Source organism: Octadecabacter sp. R77987, assembly GCF_042466115.1.
GTDB lineage: Bacteria > Pseudomonadota > Alphaproteobacteria > Rhodobacterales > Rhodobacteraceae > SW4.
Genome location: NZ_JAXHBQ010000001.1, coordinates 1,537,050 through 1,552,808, shown reverse-complemented (window position 1 = coordinate 1,552,808; position 15,759 = coordinate 1,537,050). Strand labels below are relative to the sequence as shown.

17 protein-coding genes are annotated in these 15,759 nt (G+C 61.0%); 12 read left to right on the top strand and 5 right to left on the bottom strand.

Going from position 1 to position 15,759, the window contains the following annotated elements:
* Positions 1 to 57 precede the first annotated feature (57 nt).
* The 4 genes from rsmI to SJY21_RS07855 all read left to right on the top strand — a co-directional run bounded on the left by rsmI (position 58) and on the right by SJY21_RS07855 (position 3,170).
* Positions 58 to 918, top strand: a complete 861-nt coding sequence (gene rsmI, locus SJY21_RS07870; protein ID WP_377508589.1) for a 16S rRNA (cytidine(1402)-2'-O)-methyltransferase — start codon at positions 58 to 60, stop codon at positions 916 to 918.
* Positions 915 to 1,271 carry a YraN family protein gene (locus SJY21_RS07865; RefSeq protein WP_377508586.1) on the top strand — a complete coding sequence of 119 codons (357 nt, stop codon included), beginning with the start codon at positions 915 to 917 and terminating at the stop codon, positions 1,269 to 1,271. Before rsmI ends, SJY21_RS07865 begins: the two co-directional genes overlap by 4 nt.
* 68 nt (positions 1,272 to 1,339) lie before the next feature.
* A complete protein-coding gene (gene gshB, locus SJY21_RS07860; protein ID WP_377508583.1) occupies positions 1,340 to 2,281 on the top strand; it encodes a glutathione synthase in 942 nt (313 codons plus the stop codon).
* The gene (locus tag SJY21_RS07855) at positions 2,226 to 3,170 is read left to right on the top strand and encodes an alpha/beta hydrolase (RefSeq protein ID WP_377508580.1); all 945 of its coding nucleotides are present in this window, start codon (positions 2,226 to 2,228) and stop codon (positions 3,168 to 3,170) included. The genes gshB and SJY21_RS07855 overlap by 56 nt, the downstream gene beginning before the upstream one ends.
* Here the strand turns inward: SJY21_RS07855 and SJY21_RS07850 are convergent.
* The 4 genes from SJY21_RS07850 to cobU all read right to left on the bottom strand — a co-directional run bounded on the left by SJY21_RS07850 (position 3,140) and on the right by cobU (position 6,577).
* Complete coding sequence (locus SJY21_RS07850; RefSeq protein WP_377508577.1) at positions 3,140 to 4,654, bottom strand: YifB family Mg chelatase-like AAA ATPase; 1,515 nt, start codon at positions 4,652 to 4,654, stop codon at positions 3,140 to 3,142. The genes SJY21_RS07855 and SJY21_RS07850 overlap by 31 nt on opposite strands.
* A 69-nt stretch (positions 4,655 to 4,723) precedes the next feature.
* Positions 4,724 to 5,413, bottom strand: a complete 690-nt coding sequence (locus SJY21_RS07845) for a glutathione S-transferase (RefSeq protein ID WP_377508574.1) — start codon at positions 5,411 to 5,413, stop codon at positions 4,724 to 4,726.
* Positions 5,414 to 5,471: 58 nt separating this feature from the next.
* On the bottom strand, positions 5,472 to 6,047 hold the full coding sequence (locus SJY21_RS07840) for a histidine phosphatase family protein (RefSeq protein WP_377508571.1): 576 nt from the start codon (positions 6,045 to 6,047) through the stop codon (positions 5,472 to 5,474).
* Positions 6,044 to 6,577, bottom strand: a complete 534-nt coding sequence (gene cobU / locus SJY21_RS07835) for a bifunctional adenosylcobinamide kinase/adenosylcobinamide-phosphate guanylyltransferase (RefSeq protein WP_377508568.1) — start codon at positions 6,575 to 6,577, stop codon at positions 6,044 to 6,046. The genes SJY21_RS07840 and cobU overlap by 4 nt, the downstream gene beginning before the upstream one ends.
* A gap of 85 nt (positions 6,578 to 6,662) precedes the next feature.
* Between cobU and SJY21_RS07830 the strand changes: the two genes are divergently transcribed.
* Genes SJY21_RS07830 through SJY21_RS07795 form a run of 8 tightly spaced genes read left to right on the top strand, consistent with a single transcriptional unit; the run spans position 6,663 to position 14,851 of the window.
* The gene (locus tag SJY21_RS07830; RefSeq protein ID WP_377508565.1) at positions 6,663 to 7,541 is read left to right on the top strand and encodes an RNA polymerase factor sigma-32; all 879 of its coding nucleotides are present in this window, start codon (positions 6,663 to 6,665) and stop codon (positions 7,539 to 7,541) included.
* Complete coding sequence (locus SJY21_RS07825; protein WP_377508562.1) at positions 7,538 to 8,326, top strand: ChaN family lipoprotein; 789 nt, start codon at positions 7,538 to 7,540, stop codon at positions 8,324 to 8,326. Before SJY21_RS07830 ends, SJY21_RS07825 begins: the two co-directional genes overlap by 4 nt.
* A gap of 57 nt (positions 8,327 to 8,383) precedes the next feature.
* Positions 8,384 to 9,571 carry a bifunctional phosphopantothenoylcysteine decarboxylase/phosphopantothenate--cysteine ligase CoaBC gene (gene coaBC / locus SJY21_RS07820; protein ID WP_377508559.1) on the top strand — a complete coding sequence of 396 codons (1,188 nt, stop codon included), beginning with the start codon at positions 8,384 to 8,386 and terminating at the stop codon, positions 9,569 to 9,571.
* Positions 9,572 to 9,607: 36 nt separating this feature from the next.
* Complete coding sequence (gene dut, locus SJY21_RS07815) at positions 9,608 to 10,066, top strand: dUTP diphosphatase (RefSeq protein ID WP_377508556.1); 459 nt, start codon at positions 9,608 to 9,610, stop codon at positions 10,064 to 10,066.
* A complete protein-coding gene (locus tag SJY21_RS07810; RefSeq protein WP_377508553.1) occupies positions 10,063 to 11,094 on the top strand; it encodes a HesA/MoeB/ThiF family protein in 1,032 nt (343 codons plus the stop codon). The genes dut and SJY21_RS07810 overlap by 4 nt, the downstream gene beginning before the upstream one ends.
* Positions 11,095 to 11,153: 59 nt before the next feature.
* On the top strand, positions 11,154 to 11,939 hold the full coding sequence (locus SJY21_RS07805) for a transporter substrate-binding domain-containing protein (protein WP_377508550.1): 786 nt from the start codon (positions 11,154 to 11,156) through the stop codon (positions 11,937 to 11,939).
* A 42-nt stretch (positions 11,940 to 11,981) separates the two neighbouring features.
* Complete coding sequence (locus SJY21_RS07800; RefSeq protein ID WP_377508547.1) at positions 11,982 to 12,779, top strand: amino acid ABC transporter permease; 798 nt, start codon at positions 11,982 to 11,984, stop codon at positions 12,777 to 12,779.
* 56 nt (positions 12,780 to 12,835) lie between these two features.
* Positions 12,836 to 14,851: a M3 family metallopeptidase gene (locus SJY21_RS07795; RefSeq protein WP_377508544.1), complete on the top strand. Its 2,016-nt coding sequence runs from the start codon at positions 12,836 to 12,838 to the stop codon at positions 14,849 to 14,851.
* Here SJY21_RS07795 and SJY21_RS07790 read toward each other — a convergent pair.
* The gene (locus SJY21_RS07790) at positions 14,848 to 15,756 is read right to left on the bottom strand and encodes a cation diffusion facilitator family transporter (RefSeq protein ID WP_377508541.1); all 909 of its coding nucleotides are present in this window, start codon (positions 15,754 to 15,756) and stop codon (positions 14,848 to 14,850) included. The genes SJY21_RS07795 and SJY21_RS07790 overlap by 4 nt on opposite strands.
* Between the last annotated feature and the right edge of the window lie 3 nt (positions 15,757 to 15,759).

Sequence of the window (15,759 nt, the reverse complement as noted above, 5' to 3'; positions counted from 1 at the left end):
GCTGAATGGCCGCGCATGCTGGGACCATAATAAGGCAGAGGGCACAAGGGTCGAGTCATGATTTTTGAAACCAAGCCACTCTCTGCCGGTCTGTATTTTGTCGCGACCCCGATCGGGGCGGCGCGTGACATTACACTACGCGGCCTGGATATTCTGGCCAGTGCCGATGTGATCGCTGCCGAAGACACGCGCACGGCGCGCAAGCTGATGGATATTCACGGTGTGCCATTGGGCGACCGGCAGATCGTCGCCTACCACGACCACAGCAGTGAACATGTGCGTGCGCGTCTGATGGCGAACATCGCCGATGGCAAATCCGTGGCCTATGTGTCTGAAGCGGGTACACCATTGGTTGCGGACCCGGGGTTTGCCCTTGGCCGAGCAGCAATTACTGAAGGATATCAAGTGATTGGCGCGCCCGGCGCCTCGGCTGTGCTGGCGGCACTTACTGTGTCGGGCCTGCCCAGCGACAGGTTTTTGTTCGCCGGATTTCTGCCCAATACCGATGCGGCGCGGCGCGGCGAACTGGCCGCTTTGGCCGATGTGCGCGCGACGCTGGTGTTTTACGAGTTGCCCAAACGCGTTGGCAAACTGTTAAGCAATATGTGCGAGGTCTTGGGGGCCGGACGGTCGGCCGTGGTGTGCCGCGAGCTGACCAAAAAGTTTGAAGAAGTGCAGCGTGGCACGCTTGGCGAACTGTCGCTTGCGATCGGCGATACACCGCTGCGCGGTGAAGTTGTGGTGCTGGTTGATCGCGGCGATGGCCGCGAAACCGGCGCGGATGAAATTGAAGGTGCCTTGCGTGACGCGATGAAAACGATGCGGGTCAAGGATGCGGCAACGGCTGTTGCGGGCGCGTTCGGACTGGCGCGGCGCGATGTCTATCAAATGGCCCTGAAACTTGAGGATGATACATGAGCGGGATCACGTCTTATCACGCAGGCCTATCTGCCGAGGACGCGGTTGCGCAGGATTATCAGCGCCGTGGTTGCACGGTCGTATCCCGCCGCTGGCGGGGCAAGGGCGGCGAGATTGATTTGATCGTGCAAAGCGGCGATGGCCTGATTTTCGTCGAGGTCAAGAAAAGCCGCAGTCACGGGCGCGCGGCCCAAAGTCTGTCGCGCCACCAGATGGACCGGATCAGCATGGCGGCCAGCGAATTTCTGGGCACCCAGCCGCGCGGCCAGTTGACGGATGTGCGCTTTGATCTTGCGACAGTGAACGGGATCGGTGAAATCGCGATCCTTGAAAACGCCTTTCAGGAATTCTAGCGCGCGCGCCTTGCACCTGTAGCTAGCCTAGGCCATCTAAGACGGGACAGTGAAACAGGAAGCCCGTGATGACCCTCAAAGTTGCGTTTCAGATGGACCCGATCGGGCCGATCAATATCGACGCTGACAGCACCTTCCGCATCGCCGAAGAAGCGCAGGCGCGCGGCCATTCCCTGTTTTATTACACGCCTGACAGGCTTGCCTATCAAGAGGGGCGGATCACCGCGCGCGGCTGGCCGCTGACTGTCAAACGCGAGGTGGGCAATCACTTTGCGCTGGGCGCGGAGACCGAGGTTGATCTGGCCGATTTCGATGTGGTCTGGCTGCGTCAGGACCCGCCGTTCGACATGGGATATATCACGACAACCCATCTGCTCGACCGGATTCATCCCGACACGCTGGTGGTGAATGACCCGTTTTGGGTGCGCAACTATCCTGAAAAACTGCTGGTTCTGGACTTTCCCGATCTGACACCGCCGACGGCTGTCGCGCGCGATCTGGATACGCTGCGCGCCTTTCGCGCCCGCCACGGTGATATCATCCTGAAACCGCTTTACGGCAATGGCGGTGCTGGCGTGTTCAAGCTGCACGCCGAGGACGGCAACCTCGCCTCGCTTCATGAAATGTTCACGGGCATTAACAACGAACCGCTGATCGCGCAGAAATTCCTGCCCGCTGTGTCTGCGGGCGACAAGCGGGTCATTCTGGTTGACGGCGAACCTGTGGGCGCAATCAACCGCGTGCCTGCCAAGGGCGAAACGCGGTCCAACATGCATGTGGGCGGGCGCGCCGAAAAAGTTGACCTTACCCCGCGCGACCTTGAGATTTGCGCGCGCATCGGCCCGCTGTTGCGCGAAAAAGGTCAGGTGTTTGTCGGGATTGACGTGATTGGCGACTGGCTCACGGAAATCAACGTGACCTCACCCACCGGCATTCAGGAACTGGAACGATTCGATGGCACCAACATTGCCGAGAAAATCTGGCAAGCGATCGAGCGCCGCCGTGCCTAGCTTGCGCACCCGCCTTTTGAACCGATGGTTAAGGGCGTTCCAGCGGCCTGCGATGGCGCGTTTGTCAGCCGCGCAACCCGAACGGGCACGCAAGCGGTTTGCGGGGCAGATGCGTCTGTTTTACGGGCCGCCACGCGACGCACGAATGGCACGCATTGGCGGGATCGAAGTCATGGAGGTCGGGCCAACTGACGGCGTGCCGATCCTGTATTTTCATGGTGGCGGATACTTTTTTGGCAGTCCCACGGCGTATTACGGTTTCGCAAAGCGGATTTCGCAAAAGTGCGGACTGCGTGTGATCTTGCCAAAATATCCGCTTGCGCCTGAAAACCCGTTTCCTGCTGCGCCCGACGCAGCGTTGCGCGTGTATCGCGAACTGGCTGCGCAAGGTCCGGTGATCCTGGCCGGTGACAGCGCGGGCGGTGGTTTGGCGCTTTCGCTATTGGCACAGATCTGCAGTGCCGGGTTGGCGCAACCGCTTGTGGTTTGGGTTTTGTCGCCGTTGACAGACTTGACCCTGTCGGGTGACAGCATGACAGGAAATGCAAACACCGAAGTGGTTTTACCGCCCGAACGCATGGCCGAAAGCCGTGATGGGTACTTGTCTGGCGCAGATGCCGATGATCCGCGCGCGTCGCCACTGTTTGCGAATTTTGTCGGGGCCGCACCCGTGCGCATCTGGGTTGGTGACGCGGAAATCCTGTATGATGATTCCCGTCGCATGGTCGCGGCTTTGGTCGACCAGGGCGTTGATGCCGTTCTTACCGAAGAACATAATCTGCCGCATGTCTGGCCCATTTTTCCCGGTTGGCAATTGCCTGAGTCCGAGGTGACGATCGGTCAGATTTCGCGGGTGGTTCACACCTCGCTGGCCAGCGCCAAACGGTAACTCACGGCTTCGGCCACGTGAGGTTGGCGCACGTCCGATTCCCCGTCCAGATCGGCAATGGTGCGCGCGACCCGCAGCACGCGGTGATAGCCCCGCGCTGATAGGCCAAACCGTTCCGCGACCTTGGTCAGCAACGCGCGCCCCTCGCTGTCAGGCGTGGCGATTTCCTCGAGTAGTGCGCCTTCCATGTCGGCGTTGACCCGCACATCTGCATGCCCCGCGAACCGCGCGGCCTGCACATCGCGCGCGGTGGCAACGCGGGCGGCGACTTGCGCCGAACTGTCGCCGGATGCAGGCAGATCAAGGTCGGAAAAGGCAACGGGCGGCACTTCGACGCGCAGATCAAAGCGGTCCATCAACGGGCCGGAAATGCGACCCAGATAGTCCTCGCCGCATTGCGGGACACGGGCGCAGGCGCGGGCCGGGTCCGACAAATACCCGCATTTACAGGGGTTTGCCGCTGCGATCAGCATGAATTTGCAGGGGTACCGCACATGCGCATTGGCCCGCGCCACCACCACATCGCCTGTTTCGATAGGCTGGCGCAGGGTTTCGAGAACGGTGCGCGAAAATTCGGGGAATTCATCCATGAACAACACGCCGTTATGGGCCAGACTGATTTCGCCTGGTTTGGCACCCCGCCCGCCGCCGACAATTGCTGCCATGGACGCCGTATGGTGGGGTTCGCGAAAGGGGCGCTCGCGGCTGATGCCGCCTTCGTCCAGCAAGCCTGACAGCGAATGGATCATCGAGGTTTCCAACGCTTCGGCCGGATCAAGGGGCGGCAAAATACCCGCAAGCCGTGCCGCCAACATGGACTTCCCCGAACCGGGTGATCCGACCATCAACAGATGGTGCCGTCCGGCGGCCGCGATTTCCAGTGCCCGTTTGGCGCGTTCCTGCCCCTTCACATCGCGCAGGTCGCGCGCGCGGGTCGGGCGCGTGACCTCGCCGGGTTTGGCTGGGGCAATGACCGACTGGCCGGTGAAATGACGCACGACGTCTGCAAGTGACCGCGCGCCGATCACATTGGCCGCGCCGACCCATGCGGCCTCGGCCCCGCAGGCCTGCGGGCAAAGCAGGGTGCGCTCTTCGCTTGCGGCGGCCATCGCAGCGGGCAATGCGCCGACGACCGGCACCAATGTGCCATCCAGTGAAAGCTCCCCCAATGCCAGCGTTTCCTGTGCCTTGTCCTGCGGGATGATGTCGAGCGCCGAGAGCAGCGCCACGGCGATGGGCAGGTCATAGTGCGACCCTTCCTTGGGCAGGTCGGCGGGCGACATGTTGATCGTGATCCGCTTGGACGGCAGGGCGATGGCCATCGCTGTCAGTGCTGCGCGGACCCGTTCGCGGGCCTCGGACACGGCCTTGTCGGGAAGTCCGACAATGGAAAACGCGGGCATTCCGGGCGAAATGGCGCATTGCACCTCGACCTGGCGCGCCTCGACCCCTTCAAAAGCCACCGTATAGGTCAGTGCAACCATGTTTCCCGTCCCTTCCATTCGTGGTTAACGGTTTGGCAGGAAAGGCGTTTAAGAATGGTTAACGTGTGGCTAGTTCGGCCAGTCGGCGTGGGGCAAATCCAGCTCGAATTTCGGCATTTCGGGATCAAGTTCCAGACCGTTTGCACGCCATTTGCGGAACGCGGGATCGGCGAGGTGGGCCGCGACATAGGCTTTGGTTGTGGGTCGCGTATCGAACCCATAGGCCGCGAGCCGCGCCGCCATTGGCGCAAAGATCGCATCGGCAAGGCAATAATCACCGCAAAGCCACGGGCCAGTTGCGCCTGTAACCTTGCGCGCATTGCTCCAGATCAGTTCAAGCCGGTCAAGTTCGGCGGCGATTTCGGAGGGCGGCGTGACAGGCACGTAGGCGTGGCGCAGGTTCACCGGCCAGTTGCCGCGCAAGCCACCAAAGCTGGAATGCATTTCGTTGGCCAGGGTGCGCGCCACGGTGCGGTTTGCCGGATCGCGCGGCCAGAACGCAATGTCGGGATGACGGCTCGCCAGTTCCTCGGCGATGGCCATGCTGTCGGACACGATCACCCCTTCAGGCGTGCGCATCGTCGGCAGGGTGCGCGCGGGTGCAAGCTGGGACAGGTGGCGTTTGACGTCGCTTTCAGATTGCGGCTGAAACACGGTAATCGTGACCTGATCGGCCAGACCAAAGTGTTCAAACATCATGAAGGCCGCGATGGACCAGCTGAAATAAAGGCGATTTCCAAGGAACAATTCATACGTCATGGGCAAATCCTAGGGCGATGCGGTGCCTGCGCCCAGCGCAAATTTGTGCGCAATGTCATCACGGAAGGTGATTGATCCGCGCGACTCCCATCGTGGGCCACATCTGGATCTCGGTGATCGAAAAGTTGGCGATCTGGTGGCTCATGGCGTGATATGCGGTGCACCCGCCGGCCCGCTGAATTTGCGTCATGATCACGCCGATATGCGCGACAGCGATGATGTCGCGGCGCGGGTTTTCGGCGGCGATCCCGTCAATCGCGGCGTTGACGCGGGTCGCAACCATGTTCCAGCTTTCGCCGTTGGGGGCTGCCAGTTTACCGGGGTTTTCCCAAAACTGACGCACAAGATCGGGGTCGCGCGCGGCCACCTCGCTGTGGTGCAACCCGTCCCAATCGCCAAAATCAAATTCGCGCAGATCGCTGCTGTGGGGCAGGCGGGTGCGTGCGTTCTGGATGGCGTTGGCCGTATCAACGGCGCGCGACAGGTCCGAGGACACGATCAGGGCATCAACAGGAAGGTAGGTATCAATTCGCGCAATCTGAGCCGTGTCGGACAGATCGGCGGGCACATCGCGATGTCCGACGAACGCTTTTTCATGGGTCGGACCGTGGCGCACCCAGAACACACGGGTCATGAGAGTTGGCCCTTGAGCACCATTGGCAGTCCGGCGATCACATTTACAACCAGATCAGCGCGCGCGGCCACAGCCTGATTAAGCGCGCCTTGGGCATTGCGAAACGCGCGGGCAAGGGCGTTGTCGGGCACGATTCCCGCGCCAACCTCGTTCGAGACCACAACGACGGGCGCAGGGCAGGCGGCGAGTGCGTTCATGAAGTCGTCAACGGCGTCGGTCGCTGGGGTGTCGGCCAATAGGGCGTTGGACAGCCAAAGCGTTGCACAATCAAGCAGGACGATCTGATCGGCAGAAACGCCAGCCAATGGTGTCGCGATATCGAACGGTTCTTCGATCGTGTGCCAGTTGCTGCCGCGCTGCGCCTGATGCGCCGTAACTTTATCAGCCATTTCAGCATCATAGACCTGCGCCGTTGCCAAATAGACCCGCGCGCGCCCGGTTCCGGCCACCAGACGTTCTGCAAAAGCGGACTTGCCCGAGGCCGCGCCCCCTAGGACCAAAGTGAGTTGCGGCAAGGGAAAATCTGGCACGATGGGTGATCCGATGCAGTTTGCGTTGCGTAATACCTCTTAAGAACACGTTGTTACTGCTCAACACAATACGGGGGTTTTCGACATGGCTTTTGATGGACCGTCTGACCAGACTTTTACGCGCCGCGCGATGAAGGCCGAACTTCTGGATGCCGAGACCGAATTGGAACTGGCCTATGCCTGGCGCGACAAGCGCGATGAACAGGCGCTGCACCGGCTGATCACCGCCTACATGCGGCTGGCGATTTCGATGGCCAGCAAGTTTCGCCGCTACGGCGCGCCGATGAATGACCTGATCCAGGAGGCGTCACTGGGGCTGATGAAAGCGGCTGACAAGTTTGACCCTGATCGTGGTGTGCGCTTTTCGACCTATGCGGTTTGGTGGATCAAGGCGAGCATTCAGGACCACGTCATGCGCAACTGGTCGATGGTACGCACCGGCTCCACGTCGTCGCAAAAGTCGCTGTTCTTCAACCTGCGCCGCGTGCAGGCACGGCTTGAGCGCGAGGCCTTGGCGACCGGTGAAACCCTTTCGGGCCACGACCTGCGCGAAAAGATCGCGAGCGAAGTGGGTGTGCCCTTGAAAGATGTTGAGATGATGATGGGGCGGTTGTCAGGGTCCGATTTTTCGCTGAATGCAACCCAGTCGGCCGAGGACGAAGGCCGCGAATGGATTGACGCGCTGGCCGATGACGGGCCGCAGGCTGCCGAAACCGTTGAAAACAGCCACGATACGGAAACCCTGCGCCAATGGTTGATGACGGCGTTGAACAACCTCAATGATCGTGAAAGGTTCATCGTGCGCGAACGCAAGCTGCGCGACGATCCGCGCACGTTGGAAAGCCTTGGGACCGAGTTGGGCCTGAGTAAGGAGCGCGTGCGCCAGCTTGAAGCAGCCGCCTTTGGCAAGATGCGCAAAAGCCTTGAAGGGCAATCGACGGAAGTGCATCACTTCCTCGCATGAGGATATTCGCCCTGATTGCGGCCATTTGGGCCGGTCCGGTCGCCGCGCAGGCGGTGCCAGATGCTGCGGTTCTGGCTGATGTCGTCGTATTGGGCGAAATCCACGACAACCCTGCGCATCACGACTTGCAGGCCCAATGGGTGGCGCACATTGCGCCTTCGGCAATCGTTATGGAAATGCTGACGCCGGAACAGGCGGCGCTTGTTACGCCTGAAACACGCCAGGACCCTGAAATGCTTGGGGATTTACTGGGGTGGGAGCAAGCAGGCTGGCCCGATTTTGCGATGTATTCCCCGATCTTGGTGGCGGCCGCAGACGCGCGAATTTATGGCGCGGCCGTCCCGCGTGATGTCGCACGGGCATCCATGACAGACGGGATCGCTGCAACATTCGGGGCGGACGCGGGCGACTACGGATTGCATCGCGCCTTGCCCGCTGACCAGCAGGTTGCGCGCATCGCGTTGCAAGATCAGGCGCATTGCAATGCCATGCCGCCGGACATGCTGCCAGCCATGGTTGATATCCAACGCCTTCGCGACGCCACGCTTGCGCGCGCCGTGGCACAGGCGATGATTGACACGTCGGGCGCGGTAGTGGTGATCACTGGCAACGGTCACGCCCGCAAGGATTGGGGCATGCCGTCGATCCTCGACGGGGTCTTGCCCAACGCAATCATCTTTTCGCTGGGGCAAACCGAAGATGACGCGCCGATGGACGGGGCGTTTGACCTTGTTCTAAGCGCCAAAGGCGTTGTGCGCCCCGACCCTTGTGATGCCTTCCGCTAGCTTGTCATTCAGGCGCGGCGCACTTACTCCTAAGACAGCGAAAAAGGGGTGGCGCGTATGGCCAAACATATCCTTCTGATCATCGGTGGCGGGATCGCGGCGTTCAAATCGCTTGATCTGATCCGCCGCTTGCGCGAACGCGGGCATCAGGTGACGCCCGTGCTGACCCGTGCAGGCGCGGAATTTGTCACACCGCTGTCTGTATCGGGGCTGGCTGCGGCCAAGGTCTATCAGGACTTGTTCGATCTGACCGACGAGGCCGAGATGGGCCATATCGAACTGTCCCGCGCCGCTGATCTGGTGGTCGTTGCGCCTGCAACCGCTGATTTGATGGCCAAAATGGCGGGTGGGCACGCCAACGATCTGGCCTCGACCCTGTTGATGGCCACGGACAAACGCGTGCTGATCGCCCCCAGCATGAACGTGCGGATGTGGGAACACGCCGCAACCCGGCGCAATCTGGCCACGTTGCAAGGCGATGGCATTCTGGTTGTCGGCCCGAACGAGGGCGACATGGCTTGCGGTGAATACGGGCCGGGCCGGATGGCGGAACCGATGGAAATCGTCGCAGCGATTGAAGCTGCGCTGACGGACGGGCCTTTGAAAGGCAAACACGTGCTGGTGACTTCCGGCCCAACCCACGAACCGATTGATCCGGTGCGCTATATCGCCAACCGGTCGTCGGGCGCGCAAGGCACGGCGATTGCGCGCGCGTTGCTGGGGCTTGGTGCGCAAGTAACCTTTGTGACCGGCCCGGCAGATGTGCCGCCACCCCATGGTGTGACGGTTGTGCCGGTCCAAACGGCGGCGCAGATGCAGGCGGCGGTTCGGGATGCCTTGCCCGCAGATGCAGCGGTGTTTGCAGCAGCGGTTGCCGATTGGCACGTAAAAGGGGCCAGCGACAGCAAGATCAAGAAAGACGGCAAGGGTTTGCCCAAGCTGACATTCGCCGAAAACCCCGACATTCTGGCGCAGGTCAGCGGGTTACGCGAAGGCCGCCCGAAACTGGTCGTGGGTTTTGCGGCCGAAACCGATGATGTGATCGCCAATGCCACGGCCAAGCGCAAGCGCAAGGGCTGTGACTGGATCGTTGCCAATGACGTGTCGCCTGCTACCGGCATCATGGGCGGGTCTGAAAACGATGTGACCCTGATTACCGCAGATGGATCAGAAGACTGGCCGCGTATGGGTAAGGATGCAGTGGCCGCGCGTCTGGCGCAAAGGCTTGCCGATGCGCTGGGTTGATGCGGTGAACCGTGTTTTGCAAAAGGCGGGGGCGGCATGCCACTGATTGCAGTTGAATGGGTCGATGGGGCTGATCAAAGCCTGCCTTTGCCCACCTATCAAACCGCAGGCGCGGCGGGCGCTGATGTTTGTGCCAACCTGCCTGATCGCGGTGAGGTGATCCTGACAGCAGGTGCGCGTGCCTTGGTGCCAACCGGTTTACGGCTGCAAATCCCCGAAGGGTTCGAGGTGCAGGTGCGCCCGCGGTCCGGTTTGGCGTTGAAACACGGAATTACCCTTCCCAACAGCCCCGGCACGATTGACAGTGATTATCGCGGGCCATTGGGCGTGATCGTGATGAACGCTGGGGACAGCGCGTTTGTCATTCGCCACGGCGAGCGGATTGCGCAGTTGGTTGTCGCACCTGTAGTGCAGGCGCAGTTTGTGGTTGCCGGGGGCTTGGACGAAACCGCGCGAGGGTCCGGCGGGTTTGGATCGACGGGGCAAACGGGATGATCATGGTTCTGGCCATGGCGCTGGCGCTTTGGGTGTTTGGGGCGGTCACGGGCGCCCCGATGCGTGCGCGCTGGATCATGATCGGCATCCTGTTTGTTGGCGTGATCGTCGTGCAGCTTGCTTTGCCCGATGGGCATCCGCTGCGCGAGGCAACGGGTGGCGATGCGCGGCTTTGGCTGATGATTGCCGCTTTTATCGGGATTGGGCTGGCGTATCGCGCGGGTTTGGCACGTGTGAAGGCGCATGTCGCGGCGCGGGATGTTCCCGTGGTTGGCGGCACATTCAGCGCGGCCGAACTTGACCGCTACGCCCGTCACATCGTGCTGCGCGAAGTCGGGGGACCGGGCCAGAAAGCGCTGAAAGATGCGCGCGTTCTGGTTGTAGGTGCCGGTGGCCTTGGATCGCCCGTTCTGTTGTATCTGGCGGCGGCTGGGGTCGGCACGATTGGTGTGATTGACGATGATGTGGTCGACAATTCCAACCTGCAACGGCAGGTGATCCATCGTGACGGTGATATCGGCCTGCCCAAGGTGCGCTCGGCCGCGGCAGCGATGCAGGCGCAGAACCCGAATGTGGCCGTAAAGACCTATCAGCGCCGTGTGGATGATGGCATCGCGGATGACCTGATCGCCGAATACGATCTGGTGCTTGATGGCACTGACAACTTCGCCACCCGCTATCTGGTGAATGCCGCTTGTGTGCGGGTGGGCGTGCCGTTGGTTGCCGCCGCGCTGACCCAGTGGGAGGGGCAAATCAGCGTCTATGATCCGGCGAACGGCGCGCCGTGTTACCAATGTATCTTCCCGCAGGCCCCCGATCCGTCCCTTGCCCCGTCCTGTGCCGAGGCGGGCGTGATTGGCCCGCTCCCCGGTGTGTTGGGCGCGATGATGGCTGTCGAGGCGATCAAGGTGATCACCGGTGCGGGTGAGGCGTTGCGCGGGCGGATGATGATCTATGACGCGCTATATGGCGAGACACGCACCATCGCGATGCAACCCCGCGCGGATTGTCCGGTTTGCGCGCACTGACCCTTGCGCGCGCGTCCCGTTGCGCCATACTCGCGCCGTTCAACACTTGGGAGACTGCCATGAAACTGCTTGCCCCTTTTGCCGCCGCTGCGGCCCTTTTTGCGACAACCGCGCTGGCCGAAGGGCATTTGCCCGATCTGGACGGCCGCGAAATTGTCGTTGTCACGGAAAATGCCTATCCGCCGCTGCAATTCATCGCTGACGGCGAGGCGATCGGCTGGGAATATGATGCGATGGCCGAAGTGGCCGCGCGTCTGAATGCCACTGTCGTTTACGAAAATATCAGCTGGGACGCGATGATCCCTGCGGTGTCCGAAGGTCAATATGACATGGGCATGACAGGCATCACCATCCGCGAGGACCGCGCCGAAATCGTCGACTTTTCCGACAGCTACATGACCAGCCAGATGGTCATGCTGGTGCGCGGCGACGAGGAGCGTTTCACCGATGCCGCCTCTTTTGCCGCTGACGCCGATCTGCTGTCTGCCGCGCAGCCCGGCACCACGCCGTTTTACGTGACGGTCTATGACGTGCTGGACGGCGACGAAGCCAACCCGCGCATCGTGCAGATGGAAACGTTCGGTGCGACCGTGCAGGCGCTGCGCACAGGCGATGTGGACATGGTCCTGACCGATGGCACCGCCGGTGCCGGTTATGTCGAGGCATCCGATGGCGGGCTGAAGATCATTGGCGAACCACTGGGCACCGAAGATTTCGGTTTCATCTTCCCCAAGGGGTCTGATCTCGTTGAACCGATCAATGCGGCGATTGCCGATATGGCCGCCGATGGGACGCTTGAGGCGCTGAACACCAAGTGGTTCCTTGACTACAAGCTTGGCGAATAAGCCTTTGGCGGGGCTGGCTTTTGGCTGGCCCCGACGCATCCCATGATCCCCCAATCCCCCCAAGATCGCGACTTTCCGTGGTGGCTGTTGATTGCGGCCAGTATTGCTGCCTATCTGATGTATCGGGTGGTCGCGGATGACCTTTATCACAAGGTTCTGATGACCCTGTCCAAGGGGATTTGGGTGACGATTTTCGTCACGCTTGCGGGGTTTGCCATGGCTTCGGCTATCGGGCTGGTGCTGGCGGTCGGCTCACTTTCGCGGTTTCTGGTGATCCGGCAGCTTTGCCGGTTCTATATCGAGATCGTGCGCGGTGTGCCGATCCTTGTGTTGTTGCTTTACGTCGCCTTTGTGATTGCGCCCGCGATGGTTGCCTTGGTCAACTGGGGGCTGGAAGGGGTTGGCGCCGACACGATCCGCAACCGTGATTTCAGCCTGATGTGGCGTGCCATTATCGCGCTGACCATCGGCTATTCCGCCTTTATCGCCGAAGTGTTCCGCGCAGGGCTGCAAAGCATCGAGAAGGGCCAGATCGAAGCCGCCGAGGCGCTGGGCCTTGGGGCGTGGCAACGGTTTCGCCATATCGTCTTTCCACAGGCGTTCCGGCGCATTCTGCCACCCTTGGGCAATGATTTCATCGCGATGATCAAGGATTCCTCGCTTGTGTCGGTATTGGGCGTGCTGGATGTGACGCAGTTGGGCAAGGTCACGGCGGCGGGCAATTTCCGCTATTTTGAAACCTATAATGTGGTCGCGCTGATCTATCTGATCATGACTGTCTCGCTGTCATTGGTCCTGCGCCGGATTGAAAAACGCTTGCGGCAAAAGGATTTCGGCTAGGCGGGTGGTGGTGATTTGCGCGCGAGACGCTTAACTGTGGTGCAAAGGAGACTTTGATGACCAACCCGCTTTTGCAGACCTGGGACACGCCCTATGGGCTGCCGCCATTCGATCAGATTTCAGACGACGATTTCGCCCCAGCCGTTGACGCTGCTTTGACCGAGGCGCGTTCCAATATCGCGGCGATCACGGCGAATACCGAAGCCCCGACATTTGCCAATACAATCGAGGCGCTGGATCTGTCCGACCGCCTGCTTGATCAGGCCTTGGGCGCGTTTTATGCGCTGGCGGGTGCCGATGCTAACCCCGCGCGCGAAGCCCTTTCGCGGGATTTTGCGCCGCTTTTGTCTGCCTTCAGTTCCGAAGTGTCATCCAACAAAGACCTGTTCGCACGAATTGAAACCCTGTGGCAGGACCGCGAAAACCTGGACCTGACGGATGAACAACAGCGTGTGCTTCTGCTGACGCGGCGCAATTTTGTCCGATCCGGTGCGCAGCTTGAAGGTTATGCCGCTGACCGGTTGACCGAGGTAAAGGGGCGGCTTTCGGTGCTTGGCAACCAGTTCCGCCAGAACCTGCTGGCCGATGAACGCGCGTGGTTCATGCCGCTGGGCGATTCTGATCTGGCGGGTCTGCCTGATTTCGTGATCGCCGCGGCGCGGGCTGCGGGCAAGGATCACGATGTTGACGGGCCTGTTGTGACGCTGTCGCGCTCACTTATCGTGCCGTTCTTGCAGTTCTGCCCTAACCGCGCCTTGCGCCAGAAAGCCTACGAGGCGTGGGCCGCACGTGGCGCGAATGGTGGCGAAACCGACAACCGTGATATCGCCGCTGAAACCCTTGATCTGCGTGCGCAGCGTGCGGACCTGTTGGGCTATGACAGCTTTGCCGATTACAAGCTGGAAACCGAAATGGCTGGCACGCCCGATGCGGTGCGCGATCTGCTGATGAAGGTCTGGGAACCGGCCAAAGCAGCGGCAGATGCCGACGGGATGCGCCTGCAAGCGATGATGCATAATGACGGTGAAACCGGGCCGTTGGAACCTTGGGACTGGCGCTATTATTCGGAAAAGCGCCGCAAGGATGATCACGATCTCGACGAGGCCGCGCTGAAACCCTACCTGCAACTTAACCGTATGGTCGAGGCCGCGTTTTCGTGCGCCAACCGCTTGTTCGGACTGGAGTTTTCGCCCATTGAGGTGCCGCTCTATCACCCTGATTGCAAGGCGTGGGAGGTCAAGCGCGACGGCGAACATATCGCCGTGTTCATCGCTGATTACTTCGCGCGCTCATCGAAACGGTCGGGCGCGTGGTGCAGTGCAATGCGCAACCAGCAAAAGCTGGCAGGCGACATCCGCCCACACGTGGTGAACGTGTGCAATTTCGCCAAACCGCCCGAAGGGGAACCGGCGCTGTTGTCTTATGATGATGCCCGCACCCTGTTCCATGAATTCGGCCACGCCCTGCACCAGATGCTGTCGGATGTGACCTATCAGTTGATCAGCGGCACATCGGTGGCACGCGATTTCGTCGAACTGCCCAGCCAGTTGTTCGAACACTGGCTTGGGGTGCCCGAGGTGCTGGAAGAATTCGCGACCCACGCCGAAACCGGTGAACCCATGCCCCGTGATTTATTGGACCGGATGTTGGGGGCTGCGACCTATGACATGGGGTTCCAGACGGTTGAATACCTCGCCTCTGCGCTGGTTGATCTGGCGTTTCACGAAGGTGACGCGCCGACTGACCCGATGCAGAAACAGGCCGAAGTTCTGGAAGAGATCGAGATGCCCCACGCCATCGGCATGCGCCACGCCACGCCGCATTTTGCGCATGTGTTCGCGGGTGATGGCTATTCCTGCGGTTACTACAGCTACATGTGGTCCGAGGTGATGGACGCCGACGCGTTTGAGGCCTTTGAAGAAGCGGGCGGGGCGTTTGACGCGGATATGGCCGCCAAGCTGGAAAAACACATCCTGTCGGCTGGCGGGACGCAAGAGGCGAGTGATGCCTATCTCGCGTTTCGGGGCAAGATGCCCGATGTGGGGCCGTTGCTGAAAGGGCGCGGCCTTTAGCGGCTGGGATCGTCGGGGTGGGGTTCGACGCCCAGCGGGTCTTTGTGGATCAGAACATCGGCGCGCGGATAGGCGTGCAGGATCGCGCGGCGCAGGGCCGCGCCGATTGCATGCGCTTCGTTCAGGGTTTGCGTGCCGTCGAGTTCAATATGCAGGTTCACGAAAACGCGGCTTCCAGCAACGCGGGTCTTGAGGTCGTGAAACCCGTGCACACCTTCAAAACTGCCAGCGATCTTGGCGATCCCTTCGATCATGTCCGGGTCTGCCTGCCGGTCCATCAGCGCGTCCCATGCACCCTTGCCGATGCGCAGGGCACCCACGGCCAACAGGGCTGCGGCCCCCAGCGCGACAACGCTATCGACCTGCCCCAACCCCAAAGCCGCCGAGGCCCAAAGCGCCAGTAAAGCCCCGATATTGGGGATCAGATCGCCCAGATAGTGCAGGCTGTCGGCCTTGACCACGCGATTGCCCGTGCTGCGCGCGACGCGGCGTTGCCACAGCACGAGACCCAGTGTCAGAACGATGGAAAACACGATGACGGCCATGCCCTGCTGTTCGCGTTCGGGCAGGGTTACGTTGTCATCAAGCAGGCGGAATATGGCAGCGACAGCAATCACACCGGCGGAAATCAGGATAAACAGGGACTGGCCAAGGGCGGCCAGATCCTCGGCCGAGGTATGGCCGAAGTTGTGGTCGTCATCGGCGGGTTTGGCCGCATAGGCAATCGCGGCAAGACCGCCGAGAGACATCATCAAATCCATCGCGCTGTCGGCCAAAGTGGCGGCAACGGCCAGCGATCCGGTTTGCCCAAGTGCCCAGAGTTTTGCCAGCACAAGGATCAGTGCAACTGTCACCGACATCAGGCCGGCGGACAGGTTCAGGGTCTTGTCATTCTTAGCGTTCATGCC